At 70.5% G+C, this 23,590-nt stretch carries 21 protein-coding genes, 1 tRNA gene and 1 pseudogene; 12 read left to right on the forward strand and 11 right to left on the reverse strand.

Annotation, left to right across the window (positions count from 1 at the left end; genetic code table 11):
* Window positions 1-21: 21 nt before the first annotated feature.
* Complete coding sequence (locus tag IE295_RS15585; protein ID WP_190064219.1) at window positions 22-261, reverse strand: hypothetical protein; 240 nt, start codon at window positions 259-261, stop codon at window positions 22-24.
* A 319-nt stretch (window positions 262-580) separates the two neighbouring features.
* Here IE295_RS15585 and IE295_RS15590 point away from each other — a divergent pair, with 319 nt between their 5' ends.
* Window positions 581-1,783, forward strand: coding sequence for an AAA family ATPase (locus IE295_RS15590; protein WP_190064220.1), 1,203 nt, complete (start codon window positions 581-583; stop codon window positions 1,781-1,783).
* On the opposite strand, the gene IE295_RS15595 is transcribed toward IE295_RS15590, so the two are convergent.
* Window positions 1,746-2,075 carry a branched-chain amino acid transporter permease gene (locus IE295_RS15595; RefSeq protein ID WP_190064221.1) on the reverse strand — a complete coding sequence of 110 codons (330 nt, stop codon included), beginning with the start codon at window positions 2,073-2,075 and terminating at the stop codon, window positions 1,746-1,748. The genes IE295_RS15590 and IE295_RS15595 overlap by 38 nt on opposite strands.
* Window positions 2,068-2,712: an AzlC family ABC transporter permease gene (locus tag IE295_RS15600; RefSeq protein ID WP_224323284.1), complete on the reverse strand. Its 645-nt coding sequence runs from the start codon at window positions 2,710-2,712 to the stop codon at window positions 2,068-2,070. Before IE295_RS15600 ends, IE295_RS15595 begins: the two co-directional genes overlap by 8 nt.
* 167 nt (window positions 2,713-2,879) lie before the next feature.
* On the opposite strand from IE295_RS15600, the gene IE295_RS15605 reads away from it, so the two are divergent.
* Complete coding sequence (locus IE295_RS15605; protein WP_190064223.1) at window positions 2,880-3,338, forward strand: Lrp/AsnC family transcriptional regulator; 459 nt, start codon at window positions 2,880-2,882, stop codon at window positions 3,336-3,338.
* A gap of 151 nt (window positions 3,339-3,489) precedes the next feature.
* Here IE295_RS15605 and IE295_RS15610 read toward each other — a convergent pair whose 3' ends face one another.
* Window positions 3,490-4,077, reverse strand: a complete 588-nt coding sequence (locus IE295_RS15610; RefSeq protein ID WP_190064224.1) for a hypothetical protein — start codon at window positions 4,075-4,077, stop codon at window positions 3,490-3,492.
* A 279-nt stretch (window positions 4,078-4,356) separates the two neighbouring features.
* Between IE295_RS15610 and IE295_RS33480 the strand changes: the two genes are divergently transcribed.
* Together IE295_RS33480 and IE295_RS15620 are read left to right on the forward strand one after the other, a co-directional pair.
* Entirely contained in the window at window positions 4,357-5,028 is a 672-nt protein-coding gene (locus tag IE295_RS33480) for a hypothetical protein (protein ID WP_224323241.1), read from the forward strand.
* Window positions 5,029-5,117: 89 nt separating this feature from the next.
* A pseudogene (locus tag IE295_RS15620) lies at window positions 5,118-5,585 on the forward strand (DinB family protein); the annotation flags it as partial.
* Between the two features lie 157 nt (window positions 5,586-5,742).
* Here the strand turns inward: IE295_RS15620 and IE295_RS15625 are convergent.
* Complete coding sequence (locus IE295_RS15625; RefSeq protein ID WP_190064225.1) at window positions 5,743-6,780, reverse strand: DUF4232 domain-containing protein; 1,038 nt, start codon at window positions 6,778-6,780, stop codon at window positions 5,743-5,745.
* 169 nt (window positions 6,781-6,949) lie between these two features.
* Here IE295_RS15625 and IE295_RS15630 point away from each other — a divergent pair, with 169 nt between their 5' ends.
* On the forward strand, window positions 6,950-7,981 hold the full coding sequence (locus tag IE295_RS15630; RefSeq protein WP_190064226.1) for a hypothetical protein: 1,032 nt from the start codon (window positions 6,950-6,952) through the stop codon (window positions 7,979-7,981).
* Between the two features lie 172 nt (window positions 7,982-8,153).
* Here the strand turns inward: IE295_RS15630 and IE295_RS33485 are convergent, their stop codons facing one another.
* From IE295_RS33485 to IE295_RS15650, 4 genes are all read right to left on the reverse strand, one after another.
* Window positions 8,154-8,363, reverse strand: a complete 210-nt coding sequence (locus IE295_RS33485) for a hypothetical protein (protein WP_224323240.1) — start codon at window positions 8,361-8,363, stop codon at window positions 8,154-8,156.
* A 140-nt stretch (window positions 8,364-8,503) separates the two neighbouring features.
* Complete coding sequence (locus IE295_RS15640) at window positions 8,504-8,992, reverse strand: hypothetical protein (RefSeq protein ID WP_190064228.1); 489 nt, start codon at window positions 8,990-8,992, stop codon at window positions 8,504-8,506.
* 320 nt (window positions 8,993-9,312) lie between these two features.
* Window positions 9,313-9,990, reverse strand: a complete 678-nt coding sequence (locus IE295_RS15645) for a DUF4232 domain-containing protein (RefSeq protein WP_190064229.1) — start codon at window positions 9,988-9,990, stop codon at window positions 9,313-9,315.
* Window positions 9,991-10,316: 326 nt separating this feature from the next.
* Complete coding sequence (locus IE295_RS15650; RefSeq protein ID WP_190064230.1) at window positions 10,317-11,033, reverse strand: hypothetical protein; 717 nt, start codon at window positions 11,031-11,033, stop codon at window positions 10,317-10,319.
* A gap of 434 nt (window positions 11,034-11,467) precedes the next feature.
* Here IE295_RS15650 and IE295_RS15655 point away from each other — a divergent pair, with 434 nt between their 5' ends.
* A complete protein-coding gene (locus IE295_RS15655) occupies window positions 11,468-11,884 on the forward strand; it encodes a hypothetical protein (protein WP_190064231.1) in 417 nt (138 codons plus the stop codon).
* Between the two features lie 173 nt (window positions 11,885-12,057).
* Here IE295_RS15655 and IE295_RS15660 read toward each other — a convergent pair whose 3' ends face one another.
* Window positions 12,058-12,366 (reverse strand): hypothetical protein, encoded by a 309-nt coding sequence (locus tag IE295_RS15660; RefSeq protein ID WP_190064232.1) that lies wholly within the window; start codon window positions 12,364-12,366, stop codon window positions 12,058-12,060.
* Window positions 12,367-12,566: 200 nt separating this feature from the next.
* On the opposite strand from IE295_RS15660, the gene IE295_RS15665 reads away from it, so the two are divergent.
* The 5 genes from IE295_RS15665 (at window position 12,567) to IE295_RS15685 (ending at window position 19,832) form a co-directional block, all read left to right on the forward strand.
* Window positions 12,567-12,640 (forward strand) — tRNA-Met (locus IE295_RS15665).
* A gap of 361 nt (window positions 12,641-13,001) precedes the next feature.
* Window positions 13,002-15,917, forward strand: coding sequence for a hypothetical protein (locus tag IE295_RS15670; protein ID WP_190064233.1), 2,916 nt, complete (start codon window positions 13,002-13,004; stop codon window positions 15,915-15,917).
* Window positions 15,918-16,199: 282 nt separating this feature from the next.
* The gene (gene proP, locus IE295_RS15675; RefSeq protein WP_224323283.1) at window positions 16,200-17,705 is read left to right on the forward strand and encodes a glycine betaine/L-proline transporter ProP; all 1,506 of its coding nucleotides are present in this window, start codon (window positions 16,200-16,202) and stop codon (window positions 17,703-17,705) included.
* 89 nt (window positions 17,706-17,794) lie between these two features.
* Window positions 17,795-18,325, forward strand: coding sequence for a GNAT family N-acetyltransferase (locus tag IE295_RS15680; protein WP_190064235.1), 531 nt, complete (start codon window positions 17,795-17,797; stop codon window positions 18,323-18,325).
* A gap of 85 nt (window positions 18,326-18,410) precedes the next feature.
* Window positions 18,411-19,832 carry a tetratricopeptide repeat protein gene (locus tag IE295_RS15685; protein WP_224323239.1) on the forward strand — a complete coding sequence of 474 codons (1,422 nt, stop codon included), beginning with the start codon at window positions 18,411-18,413 and terminating at the stop codon, window positions 19,830-19,832.
* Here the strand turns inward: IE295_RS15685 and IE295_RS15690 are convergent.
* Entirely contained in the window at window positions 19,816-20,358 is a 543-nt protein-coding gene (locus IE295_RS15690) for a GNAT family N-acetyltransferase (protein WP_190064236.1), read from the reverse strand. The two genes, IE295_RS15685 and IE295_RS15690, sit on opposite strands and share 17 nt — an antisense overlap.
* Before the next feature lie 130 nt (window positions 20,359-20,488).
* Between IE295_RS15690 and IE295_RS15695 the strand changes: the two genes are divergently transcribed.
* On the forward strand, window positions 20,489-23,269 hold the full coding sequence (locus IE295_RS15695; protein ID WP_190064404.1) for an AfsR/SARP family transcriptional regulator: 2,781 nt from the start codon (window positions 20,489-20,491) through the stop codon (window positions 23,267-23,269).
* Window positions 23,270-23,590: the final 321 nt, after the last annotated feature.

The raw sequence follows: 23,590 nt of genomic DNA on the forward strand, positions 1-23,590 counted from the left end.
GACGACCAGGCAAGCCGGCAGTCACACCACCAGCGACTCCTGTGAGGACCCCTCGCAAGAAGCGCCGCCGCGCTGCCCCTCCGGCAGCTCGCCGGACCGTCCGCGAGGCACCTCTTCGGCCACGTCGCCGTCGGAGCTGCCCGGCCGGCGGGGCAGGGACGTGTCGGACTCGGCTGCCTCGCCGGACGGCGCTCGACGGGCTGATGCCCGGTCGGCGGCGTTGGTGACCACCGCTCTCTCCAGGCCGTCGGTGTCGGCCACGGAGGCGGAGAAATGTCGCTTGCGATCAAGAACCTGTCGGCCGTGCCCGACGTCTCCCAGACGTGAGATCAGTCAGGAAGGCACCGGCTGAGGAGCTGCACCGGCGCACCGCGCCGTGGACAGCGGCTCGGCAGGCGCCCGGTCGTGCCGACGGGCAGATCGTCACCGGGACCGTGCGGGAGAGGTGTCCCGCGGTCTCTCCTCCTCCCTGAACCGGCGCCCGCCGTGCAGGGCGCCCGCCGTGCAGGAGGGAGGGGCCTGACTCCATAGGAAGGCGATCGTGAGAAACCTCTAGCAATTGACTCGGAGGACGATTCCGGTGCAGCTCGTGGCTCGACATGCGGAGCGGCGTGAGTTCGATCGATTAATGACCTCGGCGGCCGCCGGGCGTGGTGGGGCCGTCGTGGTGGCGGGGGAGGCGGGGATCGGCAAGTCGGCGCTCATCGACGCCGTGGTGGAAGAACTGGACGGGTTCGAGGTGTTGCGGGCCGCCGGTACGGAGTTCGAGCGAGACCTTCTCTACGCGACGCTGCACCAGCTGTGCGCTCCGGTTCTCGAATACCGGCAAAGACTTCCCGTGGTGCAGCGGAGGGCGTTGGAGGCGGTGTTCGGGCTCGGCGCGCAGACCTCGCCCGATCCGTTGACGGTCGGTCTCGCCGTCCTGGGGCTGCTGCGCGAGGTGGCGCAGGACGGACCTGTCTGCTGCGTGGTGGACGACGCCCACTGGATCGACGATGCTTCGCGGCGCGTGCTGGTGTTCGTGGCCCGGCGGGTGCCCGCCGAGCGGATCGCGATGGTGTTCGCCGCGCGCGATGTCCGTTCGCCGTCCGGACTCGCCGAGCTTCCGCGCGTGCCCCTCGCGGGCCTGGGTGACGAGGACGCCCGGGCCCTGCTGAGAGCGGGGACGCATGTCGGGCCGGATGCCGAGGTCATCGACCGGATCCTGGCCGAGGCGCACGGAAACCCGCTGGCCCTGCTGGAGTTCGCCCACCACGCGGAGCCGTTCGGTGTGCCCGGCCCCCAGCGATTCCGCGCAAGTGTGGTGGACATGTTGGAGGAGCAATTCGTCCACCGCTTCGAGCGGTGCCCGGGCGTGCTGTTCCCGGGCGACCGGATCAGGTGTCCGGCGGCCTCGGCTTGCTCCCGTTCCTCGCGCACACGCACAGCGGGCGTTCCTCTCGTAGCGGCGGCGTACCACTCACCCGGCGGCTCACCGGAACACGTCCACACGACGGTAGGAGGCCGACGAACGGCGCTTCTAGAGCATCAGTGCACGCGGCGGGGCAGCGGGAACGGTCGTCGAGGGCAGCCGTGCCGGTCGGCGGCGCCACGCGCGCCGTGGGCGCGCTGGGCTCTGGTCCACCTGGCCGGGACCCCGGCGAGGTCGCTGGTTGCCGCGCATATCCACGTACTGGACGCCGGTGAGCTTGTCCAGGCCCGGCCGCCGCGTCATATCGGGGCGGCTCGCTCGCTGCTGGAACGGCTCAGTGGGCGAAGAGGGTACTGGCCAGGGCCACGCTGACGATGGTGCCGCCGAGGATGCTCAGCAGGGCGTTGCGGCGCCAAAGGTGCAGCCCGACGGTGACGGCCAGGGCCGCCAGGGGTGCGGCGGCGTGTGGTCCGGGCAGCGGAAGGTCGCGCAGGCAGTAGACGAAAAGGATCACCATGACACCGGCGGGCATGCGGGCGCCGAGGTACTTGACGGTCGCGCTGGCGCGCAAGGGGGCCAGGAACGTGAAGGGCAGGGCGCGCAGGGCCCAGGTGATGGCGGCCGAGACGGCGATGGCCATGAGCAGATAGCGGGTGTCAGGCATGGGCCGGCCTCCTGCGGGTGGTGAGGTGTCGGGTCAGGAGCGCGGCGGTGAAGAGGGTGAAGGCCGCCGGCAACAGCTGGCCGGGGAGGATCAGGCGGGCGGCCAGCGCGCTGAGCAGCGCGAGGACGGGGGTGGGCAGGTCGCCGCGCCGTTCCCTGACGGCGTCGAGGGCCAGCACGGTGAACAGGGCGGTCAGGGCGAAGTCCAGGCCGGTGACACTGTCGGGTATCACTGAGCCGAGCAGGGCGCCGACGGTGGCGCCGCCGACCCAGTACAGCTGCATGTACATCTGCAACCACACAATGCGCGCGCCGGACCAGGACCGGGCCTGTGGGCCGGTGGCCAGGGCGTATGCCTCGTCGATCAGGGCGAACGTGCTGTAAGCCCTGGCCAGGCGCCCGTGGACGCGGTCGAGCGGGAAGGACAGCGCGTAGAACACGTGCCGGACGTTGACCAGGAAGGCGGTCAGCGCGACCGTCACCAGGGGCGCGGCCACCACCACAAGGCCGACGAGGAGGAACTCGAACGAGCCGGCGTAGATGACGGCGGTGGACAGGCTCGCGCACCACCAGGGCAGGCCGGCGTGGGTGATGAGCACGCCGAGGGCGAGTCCGAGCGGCAGCAGGCCCAGCCCCACGGAGGCGGAGTCCTTCAGGGCCGCCGTCGCCTCGGACGGCTGTCGGGGTGGGGGATCGGGGGCATGACGAGGGGGATCGCTTATAGCGATCGGAAACGCGGGCATGTTGAAATTTTAGGCGGATTTCCACCACATATGGTTGCTAAAAATTCCCCTATTCTGGACCTGTGAGCAATGAACTCGGCCTGGATGCGGTCGACAGGGAAATTTTGTTTCATCTGCGTCAGGACGGGCGGCTGACCAACGTGGAACTGGCCAAGCGGGTCGGTCTGACCCCGCCGCCGTGCCTGCGCCGTCTCAAACGGCTGGAGGAGGTCGGCGCCATCACCGGCTACCGCGCGGTCATCAACCCGGAAGCCGTCGGCCGCGGCCTGGAGGTGATGATCGACATCGAGGTCTACGCCAACGACCTCAAGACCATCGAAACGCTGGAGGAGACCCTGGCCTCCTATGAGGAGGTCATAGAGTTCCGCCGGATGTTCGGCCGCCCCGACTACTTCCTCCGGGTCGCCGTCGCCGACCACGCCGCCTACAGCGCCTTCCTCACCGGCAAGCTCACCGGCCTCCCCGGCATCCTGCGCGTCGAATCCCACCTGACCATGAAGAAGATCAAGACAGACGACTGACGACTGAGGACAGGGCAAGAGTGGTGCGGTCCGGCCGGGCGTGCGTGGGGCAACCGGCCATGGCGGGAACCGAGATCGTCGCGTCGCCGCCGATGCCACTGCACCAATGCGGAGCGACGGCCCCGGTCGCGCCGGGCCATGAGGGGTGTGGCTACGACGAGAAGACTTCGGTCATCTCCGTGATCTTGTTGTCGGAGCCCACCGCGACGTCGTAGAAGTTCTTGCCCCAGCAGAACTCCCCGTCCTTCGTCTTCTGCTGCCCGCCGTCGTACTGCTTGCCGTCCGGGTCCGCGCAGGTCTTCACATGGGCGACGCCACTGCCGGGGCCCGCCTTGGGCCCGGGGATCTTGCCGCCGCCGTCCTTGGTGATGAGGACGAACTTGGTGTTCGGGTCCAGGGCGTAGGTCTTGAGTTCGCCCACGGGCTGGTAGGAGGCCCCTGCCTTTGACGACGGGTTGCAGGCCGTCTTGGTGTCCTTGGCGATGACGTTGTTCATCGCGCCCTCGACGTTGTTGACCCAGATGACCTTGTGGCCGGGCTTGATCGTGGGGCAGCCGCCCTTGCCCCGGGTGTCTCCGCCTCCGGCAGACGACGGCTTGGCCGACGGCTGAGCCGTGGCGCTGTTCGGCGGAGTCGCCGACGATCCGGATGCGCCGGTGTCCTCATCGGGCCCGCAGGCGGTCAGGGCGAGTGCGCCGGCGATGACGAGCGCGGATGTGAAAACGTGGCGAACAGCCATGGTGATTCCCCGTGGTGCGGCCCGGCTCCGACGGCCGGGACGATCCGGAGTTTATGGCATGGGCATGGCCATCCCGCCATCTGCTGCTCGCCCCGAGCCCGCTCCGCCGGCTCCCTGACTCCGGGCCCGGCGTCGCGATGCTCGACCTCGGCTTTCCCGCTGCCCCGAACTTTGCGAATTCCCCTCTTCGGCTCGGCCGCCCATGAATGCGGGGCAGGATTGCTGTGGAAGTGGAGCGCGGGGTCCGGCAGCGATAGGGCCACCTTTAGGGTGTTGCGCATGCTGTTTCCTGTACATGCCCTTGCCCACCGTCCGTTGACAGTCGGGGCCGTTGCCGAACTTGTGGGTCTGCCGGCCGAGTCCGACGTCTCCGACGGCTTCGAGGCGGTCGATGCCGAAGTGCAGCGGCGGGGGTGGTGCTGGGAGGACAGCCTGGTCTGTGATTCCTTCCGCACCGCGGAACAGCATGTGCTGTGTTCCGACCATGCCAGCCCGTTCGGGAACCCGGACGCGCGGACTTTCCTGGTCTTCGGAGAGCTGTACCCCGTTGACCCGCACGACGAAAGAATGGCCAACGAATCATGGTTGTACGGGCTCATGGACCGCTGGCAGGAACAGCCGGGCTGGAGCGGCCGCAGGCCGTGCACGGACCAGGACTGTGAGGCCGTACTCGCGCAGGCCGCGCAGGCGGTGACCGAACACCTCGGCATGCCCCCCGAGCGAACGTTTTCGTCCTCTGTGACCGTGGTTGCCGGGCCCGCACTGACGCACCGCATCTGGCGCACCCCCACTCACGCCCTGATACTCGGGCCGACAGCCGACAACGGTCCCTACGGCTACCTCACCCACTTGCAGTTGTCCTGCACCCCCCTCACCTGTGGCCCCGACCTGCCCTCCGCAGACGACGAAGACGGCCTGGCCGGCTGGATCACCGCGCACATCGACTGGTGACGCCGCCGACGGGGCCCGTTTGATCGCCGCGCTGTTCTTTTCCTCCCGCTCCCTCAGAACCCGGAAAGGGAGTTCGCGCCCCGCCGGGCAACCTCCTCGGCCTCGTCAAGCACCTCGCCGGCGTCGAGCTCGGGTACTTCGGCCCGACCTTCGGCCGCCCACACAACGAAGCCCTCCCCTGGCACGAGGAGGGCGCCGAGCCCAACTCGGACATGTGGGCCCCTGCCAACGAGTCGCGCGAGGATGTTCTCAACCTTTACCACCGCGCCTGGGCTCACGCGGACGCGACGATCGAGGCGCTGCCGCTCGACGCGATGGGCCACGTCCCGTGGTGGGGCGATAACGGAGAAGTGACACTTCAGCGGATCATGCTGCACATGACGGCCGAGACGAACCGGCACGCCGGCCACGCCGACATCGTCCGCGAACTGATCGACGGCAAGGTCGGTCTGCGGAAGGACAACAGCAACATGGATGGCCACGACGAGGCCTGGTACCAGGATTACCGGAACCGACTGGAGGCGTCCGCCAAGGAGGCTCAGGCCAAACAGGGCTGAGGTCGTTCGGGGCTCGCGGATGTGCAGGCGCCCAGGGCGAGTCCTCCGACCCCGCGAGCCGAGTGAGGAAGTTGTCGGCCGCGGTGACCTGGCAGCGCAGGTTGATGTTCTCGAGTTGGGTGGTGTGCTGGGATCCCCCGGACCGGTTCCGTGCCCGTTACGGCTGTACGGGTGCCGCGGACGCGGCCGGCGGTTCGGACGGCCGGGCGCCGGATGCGCCGCCGGTGTCCGGCGTGGGCTTCTCGTCCTTCTTCCAGGGGCCGACGCCGAGCTTCCCCGTCGTGCCCAGGTCGAGCTCCGGGATCACCATCACCGGGGCGGCGCCGGGTTTCGCCCACACCCTGGCATAGGGAGCGTTCACGGGATCGCCGGTCCCGCCGGTCCCGCCTTCCACGGTGTTGCGCCACACCAGAGTGGCGTAGGCGCGCTCGCCGGGCTTCAGTTCCAGCGGCTGAGGCACGCCGTCGGCTCCAGTGCCGGTGGCGACGGAGCTGCCGCCCTGGAGGGTCTTCACGCTGGCGACGGGTTTGTGGTCCTTGTCGAGGGGCTGCAGCCGCGGATAGCCGTTGAGCCGGAAGAGCTGAGTTCCGCAGTTCTCCAGGTGCAGACTTACGACGCGGAGTCCCATGGCGGCATCGCCGTCATCGGCGTACACGCGAATGCCCGAGGTCGGGCAGGAGCCTCCTTGGGAAGGCGCTTCGTCGCTGGGGACGCTCCTCACCTCGGTGATCCGTACGCGTGCTGTGCTCGGCGCGCCGGAGGGCAGCCCGCTCGCAGTGACGGTGCCCTTCGCCGTCCGCCCGGGCTTGACGGACGGCACGGTCTCCTTCCGACTCGCCAGCGCCTCGCCGGTGCTCGAGAGGAAGGTGAAGGTGATCGTGTAGCTGAAGGGTTCGGTCTTGTGGTTGGTGACCGCGAACTCCGCGCAGTGAGGTGTGCCTCGACTCAGGCCGGTGATCGTGACTCCGTCCTTCTCCTCATGGGAAGAGCCTCCGGGCAGGGGCGACGCGCCGGGCTTGACTGCCGTTGCGGAGGGCTGACCTCCGCAGGGGGAGTCACCGGGAAGGCCCTGGGCGCCGGGCACCTGGGTCTGCGTCAGGCCGCCGCCCTGTTCCTCGGCCTTCTGTGACCCGCACGCCGTGAGCAGCAGGAGTCCGGCAAGCAGAGCGGGTCGAGTGAGGGGGGCTTTGCGCATTTCACCGAGTCGATCAGACCGGGGCACGGCAGGCTATGGCGGAAGCCACGCTTCCGGTCACGGTCGTGTCACAGGGTGGCGGAAAAGTGCCACCTGCCGGATTCCGGCGACGGCGAGGGGGCGGCGGCGAGCACGGTAGTCCTTCTTCCGAACGATCCAAGGGGGAACCATGAGACGCCTTACCCTCACGGTAATACTGCTGGGCGCACTGCTGATCCCGACGGGTACCGCCACGGCCGCGCCGCCCGTGAAGGACGTCAGGGCCCGAGTGATCGGCACGCTGGACGACGGGATCACCGCCCGCACCATCAACAAACACGGCGAAGTCGCCTTCTCCGCCCCGTCGACCGGACCCGCGGTGTGGGACGCGTCGTCCGGCAGCACGAGGGCCCTGGAGCGCGCCTCGAACGCCGTGCCGCAGGCCATCACGGATGACGGCCGGGTCGTGGGTGCGGGAGACGGCGAGCTCGTCATCTGGGGCAGGGACGGAAGGCCGACGACCATCGGTCACCCAGTCGACGACAAGGTCGAGCGGGTGCGCATGAACAACGACGGCACGGTGATGCTGTCCGCCTATCACATCGTCTGGGTCAACACCCCACGGGGCCCACGCCCGGAGCCGGTCGTCTCGTACTACCGCTGGCAGCCGGAGGCGGGGTTCCAGCGACTGGCCGTCAACGGTGAGCGCTCGCGTGCGGAGGCGATCAACGACGAGGGCGTGATCGTGGGCAGAACCAGCGCCTCGGCGGTGAGGTGGCAGCCCGACGGCACAACGGTCACGCAGGTACCCCTGCCCGGTGAGACCAGGCCCGCATGGGCGCTGGGCATCAACAACCGCGACGTGGTCGTGGGCGCCCAGCAACGCGCCGACCTCATGACGATCACTCCGGTCCGCTGGGACACCCCCACGGAGCCCCACGCCCTCTCCGACTTCGGCCTCGGCGGAGAAGCCACGGCCATCAATGATCGTGGCTGGATCGTCGGCACGGTGTACGTGCTCACGGACAAGGGCCGCACGACGACCCCCGCGGTCTGGGACGGGCACGGCGACGTGCACCGCCTCGACGAACTCTTGGAGGGCCAGGACGTCGGCGGCACGGTGAGCTCCATCGAAGGGGTCAACAACCGCAACCAACTGTTGCTGCGCGTCTGGAAGCCGGGCGGCGCCGGAGCGGCGGTGACAGTGGTCCAGCTGACCTGACCGGCCGCTCCCGGGGCCTGCGGCCACCGCCTCGATTCCGGCCCGCACACAACCGGCACGGGCTTGCCCACAGCCGCCGACCATATCGCCGGCATCTTCCTCTTCCGGCCCGCCCGACGATTCAAACGAAAGTCCCTGGTTCGGGCGGGTGCGCCGGACGAAATCCAAAAACCTAGTCGGTCTCCCGGGGATGGCCAGTCGTGGCCTTCACCAGCCAGCAGACCCGCTTCTCCGCATCGAACAGGTACCAGAGCCTGCCGGCGCCGGTGACCTCGATCTGCCACTGCGACAGCGCCTTGCCGTTCCTGACCGCGCTCGCGAGCGGCCCACGCAGCTGATGGTGCCGGGGCGTCGGGGGGTACGGAGCGGGTCGCTTCCGCATCTCCTCCCACGCCCATAAGACATTGCTGCTCGCCTGCTTGCACAGCAGTTGCCAGCCCTCGGCAGCATCCCGCGAACCGAATCGGACGTCGTACTCACCCGGCCCAGGCGGAGGCGGTACCGGATCTCCCTTGCCCAGGCTCACTCGCCGGCTACTCCTGGTTCTGGCGCAGGACCGTAGTCCTCGTCCACGTACTCGGCCATCAACGCCGCTTGCAGCTCAGGATCGGCGTACACCTCGGCCGTGTGCTTCCACTCGGTTATCACCTGAGCGATCGGGTTGATTATGCCGAGGTCCGTGCTCGCCCGCGCCGTGTCGATCAGATCCCGCACGAACTGGTGACGCTGTTCCTCGGGTAGGAACCGCAGCCATGGGAACGCTGCGGCGAAGCCGTCGGTGAGCCGACTGATCTGGTCGGAGTCCTCGCGCAGGAGGGCAGCGAAGACACGAGTGGTGGAGTCGACGACCTCGACCGCGGCCTCGGCCCGCGCGGCCGTCGTCAGATAGAGGTCCTCGTCACCCCGCCGGTACAGGCGGATGCCCTTGCGAACGGTCTGGTACAGCTTGGCGACGGTGTCCTTCGGCCTCTGGAGGAGCTCGGAGAACGTCGCCTCCACCGGGGTAGCCATGACTTCAAAGCTAGTTCAAACCTAAGCGGGTGTCCACGGTATACGCGCGTAGCAACCGCCGAAAGAGTGACCCACGCCACAAATCAGGAGGCCTTGTCGAGACCCCGGGATACGGGAGCCGGGCCCATCAATCGGCGGGCGCGTCTGCAGTTCCTCGACGAGAGCAGGTGCAGACGCGCGCACTGTGGGTGCAGCCCACGGCCTCGACATGCCCTCTAGCAGCCGAGGGCTCATCCCGGCGATGACCGGGGCCACCGCCACCTCCCACGACTGCGCAGCTCGGCCGGGTCACGTGACGCCATCCCTGAAGGGCGTGCGGATCAGCCGCCCTGACCGGCGCTTCCGATCGGGCCGACCTTCACCGGGGAGCCGGAGCCATCGGTGACGGGCAACGTGGCGGCGCCCGGCCAAGGAAGGGAGACCGTCTTCGTCTCGCTCGGCGGGGTCACCAGCAGCCCCGTGACGCGGACGCCGGAGCCACCCGACTTGTTGAACGGGTAGTTGATGCCGAAGAACGTCGACTGCCCGGCCTTGAGGACGGTCGAGGGGGCCTGCTCGCCCGTGCGCTTCGCGGACAGCGACCCCGCGTTGGTCTTCAGATCGACGCCCGCGTACCCGGAGATCGCGCAGCTGTGGCCGCCGCGGTTCTTCAGTTCCACCACGACGGTGCCATCGGGGTCACCGTCGATGGTGCCGTCCTTCGCCGTGATCCGCAGCTCATCGGTACGGCACTTGGCGGCCTTGCCGCTCTCCTTGGAGCCGGTCCCGGCGGCCGCGCCCTGCCCGCCCGAGCTCTTCCCGGCGGAGTCCTTCCCGCCGGATTCCTTTCCGCTGCCCTGATCCGAAGCGCCCGGGCCCGAACCTCCGCCCGAGGAAGACACCGAGGACGCAGACGACGGGTCGCTCTGTCCCTTGCCGTCATCGTCGCTCTGGCAGGCCGTGAGCGTGAGACCCGCGGCGATGGCCAGGGCGGCGAAGGTTAACTTTTGAACGCGCATCGTTTCTGCCTCAATATCGGTTGGGGGTGCCGACCGCTCGGTACTAGTTGGTGCGAGCGAACGTTTCTGATCACCAGGATGCACCCGTCCCGGCGAACCGTTCCGCCCAACCACTCCCTAATGCATGTCTGTTACATGCACGGCCGGGCGCGACGCGCACCGCCACCGGGTCCCCCCGCCCGCACCTCCGTGAACTCCTGACCGGGACGAACTGCGGCTGTCGACGGCCTGAGCCGGGGTCAGTGCGATCGACAGCGGCCGGTACTTGCCCCCGGCGGGCGGCGTGGCCGTTGGTCAAAGGCTCCGGTGCCTTCTTGGGCGTCTCCTCACCCGGCCACGATCTCGACGCCGGCTGCGATCATCCTGGCGATGATCTGATCGGCCAGCGTGTCGTGGCAGATCAACATATCCATGGGCTGATCGCCCTTCAGGACGATGAGATAGCCGGTGCCTGTCCGTTCCAGCTGCCATGCGTTTCGTCCGGTCGTCCACATGTGCTCGTAGTCGGCGAGGACCGGCTCGTCGGTACCGGTACGGTCCCCGCCCCGGGGCAGGCGCTCACGTCGGAAGGTGACCTCGTGGGCGTAGCCGCCCGGTACGACGGGCCGGAGCCGGAGGCCGCTGTCTCGGTCGTCTCCGAGTGCCTCCAGTACCTCGGTCGCCGGGTAGCCGAACAGGTCGATGTCGTCGAGGACGACCGGGACCGCGGCCGGGCCCCAGCACACCGGTGGGCGGGTGTCGTGTCCGGCCATGGGCAGGCGGGGGTGCGGTCGGCGCGTGTGCCCGGTTCGGCGCAGTACGACGTTCGTCAGGAGTGGGTCGGTCTGCTGTGGTCCGGACCGGGCGATGGCGTCCGGTCCGGCGGTCAGCTCGAGGTCGCCGCATGCGACGGTGAGGGCCCACGGTGCGCCGGGGACGTCGTCACCGCGGACCTGGCCGAGGCGGGCCAGAGTCGCCTGTGCGGCGTCCTCGTCCATGCCGAAGCGGAGGGTTCCTGCGCTGTCCGGCAGGACGATCCCGATCCTCGGCAGCAGTTCGAACATCCGCTGATCGTCGCGGCTCCTACGGGGTTGTCGCAACCGGGTTCCGGACGGCGAGCAGTCCTCACAGCGCCTGTTCACCCGGGCGTTCGTTGCGACCGTGCAGCGCCTGTCCCGGCTCGGGCGCCTGGACCTTGGCAGCTGCATCCCGTGGGGGCGGGCATGGGAAGGGAACAGGCTTTTCCGAGATGGCGCGCGAAACAGCCGGACAGGGCTCAGGACGGCTTCGACGTGACTCACCCACCCCAATCCTGACAGCACACGGACCACGAGGAAGCGAAGCGTTCGAGACGAACTTCAAGGCGGCGCCGGGCTGTTGCTCGGCCCTTGCTGACCGGTGGCTCGCGGTCCGGTACTGGCGGTTGAACGCCCTCTGGCGTTGTTGATCTACTTCGTGGTTGTCTCGGGATCAGCCCTTTAGGAGAGAAGGAACGACCATGAGACGTTTTGTCCGCACCCTGGCCCTGACCGGCGCGACCGCTGCAGCCGGCGCCCTGACGCTGCTGGCCGCCGCCCCCGGCGCCCAGGCCGCGTCATCCGATGGGGCGGCGTGCGTCACGGCTGCCGGGACAAAGTCCTTCGGGCGCGGCGAGATATCGATGTGCCCGCAGAGCGACGGCACCACGCGGGTCACCGGCTGGGTCGAGGACCTGCTGCCAGGCAAGGGCTGGGGCGGCACGCCTGACGGGCGCTGCGCGGGCTGGTGGATCGAGATGGGCGCGCAGGGCGGGATGGTCGGCCCGCTGGTGTGCCCGCACTTCACGAGCTCGCACGAGACGACGTACAAGTTCGACTACACGTTCAAGCCCAAGGCTCCGGTGACAGGCGCGAAGCTGAACGCCTTCACGGCCTGACGCGGCCCGATGCTCAGGCGGCACGGACGCGTGCCGATGGGCCTCGGTGCCGCGATCGGCGCGTTGGTCACCGAGCGCGCGAGGGAGCTCCCGGCGCCGGCGCGATGCTGCGCGAGCTACTGGTCTCCGGCCTCGACCAAGCACATAGACGCACGCCTCACGTGTCCAACGCGTCAAGTCGTTGGAGTGGTCTCTTCGAACGCGGCACGGTCGTAGAGCCGGTGGTGCCACTCGTTGGCGTCCGGAGCCGGTTTGGTCTTGAGGACCAGGTTGGGGCCGGTCTCGATGAGGTGGAGGAGCGTCCAGGCGACCCCATAGCAGTCGTCGGGGCCGAAGCACGTGGCGAGCGAGGCCGCTTCCTCTGCCGTCACCGGCTTGGTGATGGCTTCGAGCTGGGTGACGCGCCGATCGATCTCTTCCTCCTCGGCGTCCCAGTCGGGCAGCGGGCCGTCGGCGACGAAGGTTCGTACTTCTGGTCTCATTTCCGAATCATCGGCGCTCCTGACCTGCCCGGACAAGCCTTCCTGGCAGGTCAGGCCGCGTTCTCCACGAGGACCGGCCCGGTGGAGAAGGCCTGGGCGGACGGCTTTGACAGCCGGGTCGGCACCGGCTGACATGGCACGCATCCAGAGGATCACGGTTCGGCTCAGCCGGGAGACTGCTGTAGTGTTCACCGTACCGACGCGGGGTGGAGCAGCTCGGTAGCTCGCTGGGCTCATAACCCAGAGGTCGCAGGTTCAAATCCTGTCCCCGCTACTCACGCGTGAAGGCCCGGTACTTGCCGGGCCTTCAGTGTTTTCTGACCAGAACTCTCGTCAACGGGGCCAGTCATTCGATGGCCCCGGCGTTTGCGGCCGGGATGTCGGCGAGGGCGGTCAGTGGATCGTGATCGGAACCGCCGGGAGGCGGGAGGGGAGGATGCACTGCCGGGCGGCGGTACGGACGGGAACGGGCCGGCCTCGTCTGCGACGTCGATGCCGAGGTCGCGAGCCACCCCAGCCAGTCCCTCAGCGCATCCCTGCCCCAGTGCCCGTACCCCCCTGCCACTGACGCAAGTCCCCTCCGTCACTTTCGTAAGAGGAGCGGTACGGCCGCACTTGTGGCCCACAATGCCGTCATGGCAGATGAGTTGCGCTCCCACAACGTCATGCGGGGCACGGCGGAGTACGTGCTGCAGATCGGGTACGTCCACGGAGACGTCACGGTGCATCTGCCGCCCGCGGCCGATCCCGTGGAACGCGCCGCGTGGGCCTTGGCGCGCAGCATCCGCACGCAGTGGTCGGCGGAGCTGAACGCCTGGGACCTGGCCTCGGCCGAGCCTCTGGCGGTGCGCTGGCGGGCGGATTGGCCCGAGTTACGGGGCGGCGGCGGGCCCGGCGGGCAGATGGCGAGGATGGCGGACGTCTTCCTCGGGCTGGGGCACCGTCGTCTGGTGGTGCTGGGCGGCCCGGGCGCGGGCAAGTCGACGCTGGCGGTGCTGCTGACCCTGGAGCTGGCGGAACGCTGCCTGACGGCGCGGCGCGCTCCGCGCGACGGAGGAGGCGACGTAGGAGGCGGCGAGGTGCGGCCGCCCGTGCCCGTCGTGCTGACGCTGGAGTCGTGGGATCCGTCGCGGGAGCACTTTCGCGGCTGGCTGGCGCGGCGGATAGCCGAGGACCATCCGGGCCTGCCGCGCGTCGACGGCGGCCACCCAGCGGCGCGGCTGGTCCAGGACGGGCTGGTCCTCCCCGTGCTCGACGGGCTCGACGAGCTTCCCGCGCACCGGCGTTCCCTGGTGGTCCGTGAGATCGACCGGGCCCTGGGGGAGAAGGACGCGGTCGTCCTCACGTCCCGCACGCGGGAGTACCGCGCGGCAGAGGAGGCGGGGGCCGCCATCGCACGGGCCGCGGTGATCGAGGCCCAGCCGGTCGGCCTGGGGGACGCGACCGCCTATCTGCTGCGGTCGGCGGCGCCACAGGTACGCCGGAGCTGGAAGCTGATGCTCGACGCCGTGGACCGGGAGCCCGAGGGGCCCGTCGCGCAGGCCCTGACCAGTCCGCTGATGATCTGGCTGGCCCGCCGAGGCTTTCAGGCACCGCCCGCCGACCCGCTGGACCTGGTGCGCCGGCCGTTCCCCTCGCGGGAGGCGGTCGAGAAGTACCTGCTCGACCTGATCATTCCGGCGGTGTTCACCCGGCAGCCCCACTCCCCGGACCGGTTGCACGCGCCGAACCAGTGGAACCCGGGGCGCTCGCGGCACTGGCTCGCCCATCTCGCCCGCCACCTCACCGGCCGCCGCACCACGGAGTTCGCCTGGTGGGACCTGCACCGCACCGCCCTGGTGCGCGTCATGCTGCTGCCCGCGCTGGCCCTGGTGTGCCTCGCCCTGTCCCAGGTCGCCGCGGTCACCCGCGACTGGTTCGTCTCCTCGCAGGCAGGGGATCCCATGGCCGGCTGGGGGCTGGAGCTGGCGCTGACCAACGGCCTGGTCCACGCCATGGCCGTCTGGATCGCGGTGGACATGTGGTTCGGGTTCCGGCTGGGGCGACCCCGCCGACGCGCCAATCCGTTCCGCATCGGCGCCGCCCTGCGCTCGGCGGGCCGGGCCGCTTCCCTCGGGCGGGGTCTGAAGGCGTCGGCGGTGGTCGCTCTGCCCGCCGGACTGTTCACCGCCATGGTCGTGGGGGCGCACGACGCCCGCCCGTACGTGGTGATGGTCGTCTGCAGCACCGTGCTGGCTCCGCTGGTCATGGTGACGATCGCCGCCCCCTCGGACACCGAGGACGCGAGCACGCCCGACGAGGTGCTGGGCAGCGAGCGCACGGCCGCCTGGCTCTCCGTGGGCACCGTGGCCGTGCTGATCGGCGTCGGGCAGGGGGCGTTCGGCTGGTACGTCTACGAAACCGTCGGCGCGGCCCTGGCGCGGGGCGTCACCGCCTGGTTCGGGGCTGCCGCGATGCTCCTGCTGATGAGTCTGTGGAGCCGCTGGCTGCTGGCCAAGGGGTGTCTGGCGATCGCGGGGCGGGTGCCCTGGTCGCTGATGGAGTTCCTGCGCGACGCGCATCACGGCGGGTTGCTGCAGCGCAGCGGCGGCGTCTACCGGTTCCGCCATCTGCGGCTCCAGGAGCACCTGGCCGGCACCGAGCGGGACGACGCCCCTGCGGCCCTGCCGTATCCGCGGGATGCCCTGCCGTATCCGCACGATGCCCGGCCTTCTCCGTACCTCCGGCCTCCCGAGTCCGCCTCGGCTTCCGCGCCCCTTCCCCGGTTCCGTGACGCGCTGGCCGAATTCGAGAGGTCCCCCCTGGGGTCGCTCAAGGGCTGGACCGTCCGCCACGACACGCACGGATTCAGCGCCGAGGGCAGGAGTCGCCGGCTCTCCCTCGCCCACTGGCCGGTGATTCTCTTCCTCGCGGTCATGGTCTTCATCCGTTCGGGCGTGCAGGGCAACTGGCTGGTGGCCGCCGGAGCGTCCCTGGCCATGTGCGGCTTCGGGGTGCTGATCATGCTGGTCCACTGGCTCCTGCCGCCCCAGGCGCAGGCGCTGCGCCTGACCCCGGCGCACATCGAGTTCAGGATGGGGCGCCACCGCGGCCGGCTGGCCTGGGCGGACGTGCAATCCGTCGCCGTACGCAAACTCATCCACCGCAAGCGCGACACCAAGGTGTACGCCCTGCACGTGCTGCCCCGGCCCGGCGCGCCCGCGCCCGCGCGGTACTTCCGCGGCGCCGACGGGTGGTTCTTCGTCCTCCCCCTGTCGACGAGGGCCACCGTCCCGGTGGACGTCGCCGCAGCCCTGCGGAACTTCGCCGGGTCCCGCTGGCAGGAGCCCCCGGACTTCCGCGTGCCGCACGCAGGCCAGGGCACCGTCCATATCCACAACGAGGTATCTGGACAGGCACGTACGGAGGAAGTGATCCAGGCGGGGCACGTGCACGGCGACGTCACGTTCGGGCGGCCGGGAGGCCCGCACGGCACGGGACCGGACGCCGGCCGGGACGGCCGGGCCGGTCAGGAGCCGCCGTGGCGGCCGCCGGGAGGGCGACAGCCGTGAACGTTTGACTCAGGGGGATTGACCGGCGCTCGTCCGGGCACGCGCGTGGCTGATCAACACGTCAGGAATAAATTATGGCAAACCGCTCATAAGTGAGGAATATCCACCGCCGCCTGACGCAGCCACCCGCACCGGCCGACCCGCCGCACGACCCCCTGGCAGGAGAGCATGAGCGCCGATCGCAAAAGAAAGCCGAAGACGCCGAAGACGCCGAAGGTGCCGAGGACGTCCCCGACCGGGCGTACGGCGCCGCAGCGCGGCGGCAGCTCGGCCACGGACCGGATGCTCCGCACCCTGCTGCGGCGCCGCAAGACGCCACTGACCATCGACGACGTCACGGTCACGGACCGCCCCGAAGTGCACCGCGCGGTGTCCGCCGCCGCGCTGGGCAACATGATGGAGTGGTTCGACTTCGGCGTGTACGCCTACATGGCGGCCACCCTGGGCAAGGTCTTCTTCCCCTCCAGCTCCCCCGGCGCACAGGTGATCTCCGCCTTCGCCACCTTCGCCGCCGCCTTCCTCGTACGCCCCCTCGGCGGCCTGGTCTTCGGCCCCCTCGGTGACCGGATCGGGCGTCAGAAGGTCCTCGCCGCCACCATGATCATGATGGCGGTCAGCACCTTCGCCGTCGGCTTCCTCCCCAGCTACGCGACGGCCGGCTTCGGCGCGCCCGTGCTGCTCCTCGTCTGCCGGCTGGTCCAGGGCTTCTCCACCGGCGGCGAGTACGCCGGGGCCACCACGTACATCGCCGAATACGCGCCCGACAAGCGCCGCGGCTTCCTCGGCAGTTGGCTCGACTTCGGCACGTTCGTCGGCTACGCGCTCGGTTCGGGTCTGGTCACGGTGCTCACCGCGGCCCTGGGCACCGACGGCATGACGGACTGGGGATGGCGCCTGCCGTTCCTCGTGGCAGGCCCGCTGGGCCTGATCGGCCTGTACATGCGGATGCGCCTGGAGGAGACGCCGGCCTTCCGCGCGGAGGCGGAGGCCGCCGCCGAGGCCGACGCCCGACTGGCGAACGCCGAGGAGGCGCGCCAGTCCGGGCACGGGCGACTGAAGGAGATCTTCACCAAGCACTGGCACGCGGTACTCATCTGCATGGGCCTGGTGGTGGTCTACAACGTCACCAGCTATCTCGTGACGTCCTATCTGCCGACGTACATGACCGAAACCCTCGGCGAGGACCCCACCACGGCACAGTTGCTGATCCTCGGCACCATGATCCTCGTGGCCCTGACCATCACCACCGTGGGCCGCACCTCCGACCTCTGGGGGCGCCGTCCCGTCTTCATGGCGGGAAGCGCCGCCCTGGTGGCCCTCGCCGCCCCGGCGATGCTGCTGATCCGGGCCGGCGGCGCCCTGCTCCCGGCCTTCGGCTGCCTCATCCTCGGCCTGCTGCTGGTGTGCTTCGCCGGCACCGCCGCCGCGACCCTGCCCGCCCTCTTCCCGACCCGCCTGCGGTACGGGGCGCTGTCCGTCTCGTACAACATCTCCGTCTCGCTCTTCGGCGGCACGACCCCGCTGGCCGTCTCGGCGCTGCTCGAGGCGACCCACGACGAGATGATCCCCGCGTACTACCTGATGGCCGCCGGCGTGATCGGGGTCGTCTCCGCCTTCTTCCTCCACGAGACCGCGGGCAAGCCCCTGCGCGGCTCGGGCCCGATGGTGGAGACCCCGGAGCAGGCCCGGCGCCTGGTCGCCCACAGCCGGACGGAAGCGGGCCGCCGTGCGCGGCACATCTGGACGCACCTGCGACACCCGGGGCACCGGCACCACGACGAGTCGTAGGCCCGCCCCGTGCGGGAGCCGACGGAGGGGAACACGCGCCGCCGGGGCACCGATTTCTGTTGTGGCCCGGCGTGGCGCAGGATGGGGCCATGACCGAGATCCACACCCCCCGCCTCCTCCTGCGCCGCTGGCACGACGACGACCTCGCCCCCCTGGCGGACATCAACGCGGACCCGCGGGTCATGCAGTGGATCGGCGACGGCTCGACCCTCGACCTGGACCAGACGGCCGAGGCCATCGAGCGGTGGGAGGAGGAGTGGGACGACGAGGGCTTCGGCATCTTCGCCGTCGAGCTCCTCGCCTCGGGCGAGCTGGCCGGCCTCGTGGGGCTGACCGTCCCCACGTACCTGCCCGAGGTGCTGCCCGCCGTGGAGATCTGCTGGCGGCTCGGCCAGTCGTTCTGGGGCCAGGGCTACGCCTCCGAAGCCGCCCAGGCCACGCTGGAGTTCGCACTCCAGGACCGCGGGCTCGACCGCGTCATCGCCATCGACCGGATGGGCAACGAGGCCTCCGAGAACGTGATCCGCAAGCTCGGCATGGAACCCGAGCGCGAGACGACCCACCCCGAGTACGGCTTTGCGCTGCAGGTCCACGCCATCGACCTGACCGAGTACGTCTGAGCCGACCGGCCCCACCTTGCGCATCCGGACCCGCACCACCGGGCAGGGATGTACTGCCGCAGGCGGCGGGACGAGAGGAACCGGGGTGGAAAAGGATCGGCACGCACAGGCGATGACGGGCACCGGCGCCGAGGCGGTGCGGCACTACGAGAACGCGCTGGAGTGCCTGCTGTACTTCCGCGAAGAGGTGAACGCGGAAGCGGAGGCGGCCGTCGCCGCCTCCCCCCGCTCCGTCATGGGAAACGTCTTCACGGCGTATCTCGGCCTGCTGGGCACAGAGGAGAAGGACGCGGCCGCGGCCCGCAGGCGGTTCGGGGAATTCCGCCGGAGCGTGCACATGCCGGAGGTCACGCCCCGGGAGCGGATGCACATCGAGGCCGCCTCCGCCTGGCTGCACGGCGACATCCACGGCGCCGGTCGTCTGCTCGGCGAGATCAGCGTGTCGTATCCGCGCGACGCGCTCGCCCTGGCGGTGGGGCACCAGATCGATTTCTTCACCGGCAACGCCGTGCTGCTGCGCGACCGCATCGGCGGGGCGCTGTCCGCCTGGGACACGGACGATCCGCACTACGGCTTCCTGCTCGGCATGTACGGGTTCGGCCTGGAGGAAGCGGGCCACTACCGCCAGTCGGAGCAGGTGGCCCTGGAGGCGGTGGAACGCGACCCCCGCGACGTATGGGGCATTCACGCGGTCGTGCACGCCTACGAGATGCAGGGTCGGTTCGCCGACGGCATCCGCTACCTGGACGACCGCGCGGGCGACTGGGCGGACGGCAACTACCTCAACGTCCACAACTGGTGGCACTACGCCCTCTACGCCCTGGAGGCGGGACGCACCGACCGGGTGCTCGACGTCTACGACGCCGGCCTGCACCACGAGGGCTCGGCCGGCGTCGCGATGGAACTACTGGACGCGGCCTCGCTGCTGTGGCGGCTGTACCTGGCCGGTGCCGACACCGGTGACCGCTGGGCCGCCCTGGCCGACGCCTGGGCGAGCCGGAAGGACGGCCCCTACTACGCCTTCAACGACGCCCACGCCGTCATGGCCTACGTCGGAGCGGACCGCCTCTCCGACGCCGACGCTCTCATCCGCGACCGCGAGGCCTGGGTCCGCACCGCGGACCCGCGGGTGTCCAACGCCTCGATGACCGCCGAGGTCGGGCTGCCGGTGTGCCGGGCGCTCGTCGCGTACGGGCGGCGACGGTACGACGAGGCGGTCGACCTGCTGCTCCCGCTCCGCCACCGTCTGCAGACGTTCGGCGGCAGCCACGCCCAACGGGACGCCGTACAGAAGACCTTGGTGGAGGCGGCGCTCCACGCGGGGCGCCGGGACCTGGCGCGCACGCTGCTGAGCGAGCGGATCAACCTGCGCCCGCTGTGCCCGTACAACTGGGGCGCCCAGGCCCGGCTCGCGGATCAGCTCGGCGACCCGGCCCGGGCGGCCGCCGGCCGCCGCCGCGCCGCCGAGCAGAGGGCGGCGGCGCCCGCCATCAACGAGTGGTTGTGACGTACTGGTCCGACGACAACTCGAACACCCGTACTCGCCGACCGCAGGTGGGATTGACGGTCTCGCGGACCGGATGCATCCCAAGCTTGGTCGTGATCCGTTCGGAGGCGTCGTTGCCCACTTGAATGATGCTGACGATCCGCTCCAGCCCTCGCTCTTCGAACGCGAACCGTACAGCGGCCGCAGCGGCCTCGGTGGCCAAGCCCTGCCCCCAGTGGGAACGTCCCAGCCGCCAGCCGACCTCAACCGCCGGCAGTACCTCCGGCAAGAAGTCGGGCACCGAAAGGCCGGTGAACCCAGCCAGCTCGCCAGTGGACCGGATCTCCACGGCGAACAGGCCGAAGCCCTGTGACTCCCACTCGCTCTCCCATGCCCGGACCCCGCCGCGAGTCTGCTGTTCGTCACGGACGCTGCCGTCACGGATCCACCGCATGACCTCGGGGTCGGCATTGACGGCAGCCATGGGCGCAACGTCTTCCTCGCGCCAGCGACGCAGGATCAAACGGGGAGTCTCAAGCGTGACCATCCAATCATTCTGGATCACAAATGGGCTCTCCGTCGTCGTCACCAGGCCCTTCCGATACACGCCCCAGCGGGTCGGCGGTGCCCCGGAGCTCCGGCATCCTGGTTCTTTCTTACTAGGAGGCATGGAACCCGTGGAATTCCGGCTGCTTGGCACGGTGGCGATCACCACCGATACCGGCGACGTCCCTCTCGGCCCCGCCAAGCGGCGCAGCCTGCTCACCGCGCTGCTGCTGAGGCCCAACTACCCGGTCTCGGTCGAGCAGCTGACGGCGGCTCTGTGGGACCTTGAACCGCCGCTCCACGCCCGCGGGGTCATCCAGGGCCATGTGTCGAAGCTGCGGACCTTGCTGGCGGCCGCCGGCGCCGAGATGTACGGGGTCGAGCTGATCACCCAGGGCGCGGGCTACGTCCTGCGGATGCCGGACACGCTGCTGGACGCGCACCGCTTCGAGGAGCTGGTGGCCCTGGCCCGGGGGCAGCGCGCCCCGGCCGATGCCGTGGCGATGTACCAGGAGGCGCTGTCGCTGTGGCAGGGGCCCGCGCTGGCCGACGTGCATCCGAGTCCGCCGCTCCAGGCCGCCGCGCACGCGCTGGAAGAGCTCCGCCTGGCTTCGGTGGAGCAGCTGGCCTCCGCGTACGCGCGGTTGGGCGAGCACGCCCGGGCCGCCACTGTCCTGCGCGCCGAGGCGGTTGCCCACCCGCTGCGCGAATCGCTGTCCGCCGCCCTCATGGGAGCGCTCCAGAAGGCGGGCCGCCGCTCGGAGGCGCTCGACTGGTTCCATCGCACCCGGCGGTTGCTCGCCGATGAACTGGGCGTGGACCCGGGCCGGGAACTGGCGGAGGCCTATGCCCTGGCCTTGCGCGGCGGTGAAGGAGACATGGCGGAGGCCACCGCGGGGGGCATGACGGAGGCCGCCGCCGCGGTTCCGGTTCCGCGCTCGGCCACCACGACGCAGGCCCCGCCTCCTGCCCCCGTACCGGATGCCGTTCCCCGGACCGGTGCGCCCGATCTGCTGCCGCGCGCGCCGCGCGGCTTCCACGGGCGGGCGGCGGAGCTCGCCGCCCTGTCCCGGGCCGCCGCGGGCGAGGCGCCCGTCTGTCTGGTCACCGGCCCCGCCGGGGTCGGGAAGACGGCCCTCGTGCTGCAGTGGGCACACCACGGCCGTGCCGGTTTCCCCGACGGGCGGCTCTACGCCGACCTGCGCGGCTTCGGCGACACGGGCGAGCCGGCCCTCATCGAGGTGCTGCGCGAGTTCCTGCCGGCGCTCGGTGTCGCGCAGCGCCGGATACCGGAGTCGGCGAGCGGCGCGGCCGCGTTGTTCCGGTCGCTCGCCGCCGACCGCCGGCTGCTCGTCGTGCTGGACAACGCGCGGGACTCCGAGCAGGTCCGGCCGCTCCTGCCGGGCGGGGCCCGTTGCGTCACCGTCGTCACCAGCAGACACCAGTTGCCGGGGCTGATAGTCACCGACGCGGCCCGGCCCGTGCCCGTGGACGTGCTCGGGCCGGAGGACGGCACGGCGCTCCTCGCCAAGGTGCTCGGCAGGGAACGGGTGCTCGCCGAGCCGGTGGCCGCGCGACGGCTGGCCGAGCTGTGCGGCGGGCTGCCGCTCGCGCTCCGGGTGGCCGCCGCCAGGCTGGCGCAACGGCCCGGCCGGTCGCTGGGCGGGATGACCGCCGAGCTGTCCGACGAGACACGTCGGCTGAGCCTGCTGGACGTGGAGGACACCGGCGTGCGAGCGGCGCTGCGCCTGACGCTGCAACAGCTCCCCGGGCACGTCTCCCGTCAGTTCGCCCATCTCGGCCGCCACCCCGGCACGCACATCGACCGGTATGCGGCGGCGGCCCTGGCGGGCACGGACCCGGCAGCCGCCGAGACCGCCCTGGAGCGGCTGGCCGTCGCGCACCTCGTCACGGAGACGGCGCCCGGCCGCTGGACGCTGCACGATCTCGTACGGCTCTACGCGCGTGGCCTGGACTCCGGACCCGATGCGCTCAGGCGTGTGCTCGACCACTACATCGCCACGGCCCTCGCGGCTGTGGCGGCGGCCGAGCCCGGCAACGAGGAGTGCTTCCCGATGCCGGTGGATTTCCTGCCGCCCGCCGTCGTGCGGGAGTTCGGCGACCGGTCCGCCGCCGTGGCCTGGTACGCGGCCGAGAGGGACGACCTCACGCTGGCGGTGGCCGCGGCGCGCGCCGCCGGTCTGCACGGCAGGACCTGGCGGATCGTCCTGACGCTGTGGCCGCTGATCGTCTGGCGCGTGCGGGACGGCTGGGTTCCGCTCCTGGAGACCGCGCTCGAGGCGGCACGGGCGGATGCCGATCCGTACGGAGAGTCACGGGTGCTGAACGTGCTCGGCTGGGTGCTGATCGAGGAAGGGCGCATCGCGGAGGCGCTGACTCGCCTGGGGGCCGCCTCCACACTGGCCTCCCGGGCGGGCGACCTGGTCGCCGAGGCGAACGCGCTGATCGTCCTGGCCGTGGCGCAAGCGGCGCTCGGCGACCCGGACGAGGCCGCGGAGATATGCGAGCGGGCGGTGGAACTGGCGCGCAAGGCCGGCGACAGGACCATCGAGAGACTGGCCATGCAGCACCTCGCCCGGCATCGGGTCGACGCCGGGGAATGGCGCCCGGCCCTCGACACGGCGACCGAGGCCCTCGCCTTCGACGATCGATCGGGCACCGCCGACGTGCCCCGAATACTGCTGCTCATGGTGAGGGGAGAGGCGCTGCTGGGGCTCGGGGACGAGGCCGAGGGCATCCGGCAGCTCGACCTGGCGGCCCGGGAGGCGGAGTCGTCCGGCTACGAGGACGGCGCGGTACGGGCGCTCGGCGCACTGCTGCGGGTGTCGGAGGACGAGGGGTTCCGGGCACGGTACGACGCGGCGCTGGGGCGGCTCACGGCCCGCCCGTGACCGTGCGTCGGCGGGCCGGTGGGACGCGCGTGAACGGAACACCGGGGGGCTCCTCAGCCTTCACCGTTCGCGCCCCGAAGGTCGTCACCGCCAAGGCAGCCCCCGGCGTCCGCCAGTGCGACGGCACGGAGATGCCCTGACTCCGTGCCGCACCGCTTCCCGGGGGAGCGGTGCGGGCACGTGCTCATCCCGCGAAGAACGCCCACGCCAAGCCGTGCTGGGTCACGTCACACCCATCCGTCATGCTCGGCGACAGCGTGAACGTCCCGCCCACTCGGGCAATGCTGTGCCGATGCTGGTGGGAGCAGGCGAGTGGGGATG

The organism is Streptomyces griseocarneus, assembly GCF_014655595.1.
Taxonomy (GTDB): domain Bacteria; phylum Actinomycetota; class Actinomycetes; order Streptomycetales; family Streptomycetaceae; genus Streptomyces; species Streptomyces griseocarneus.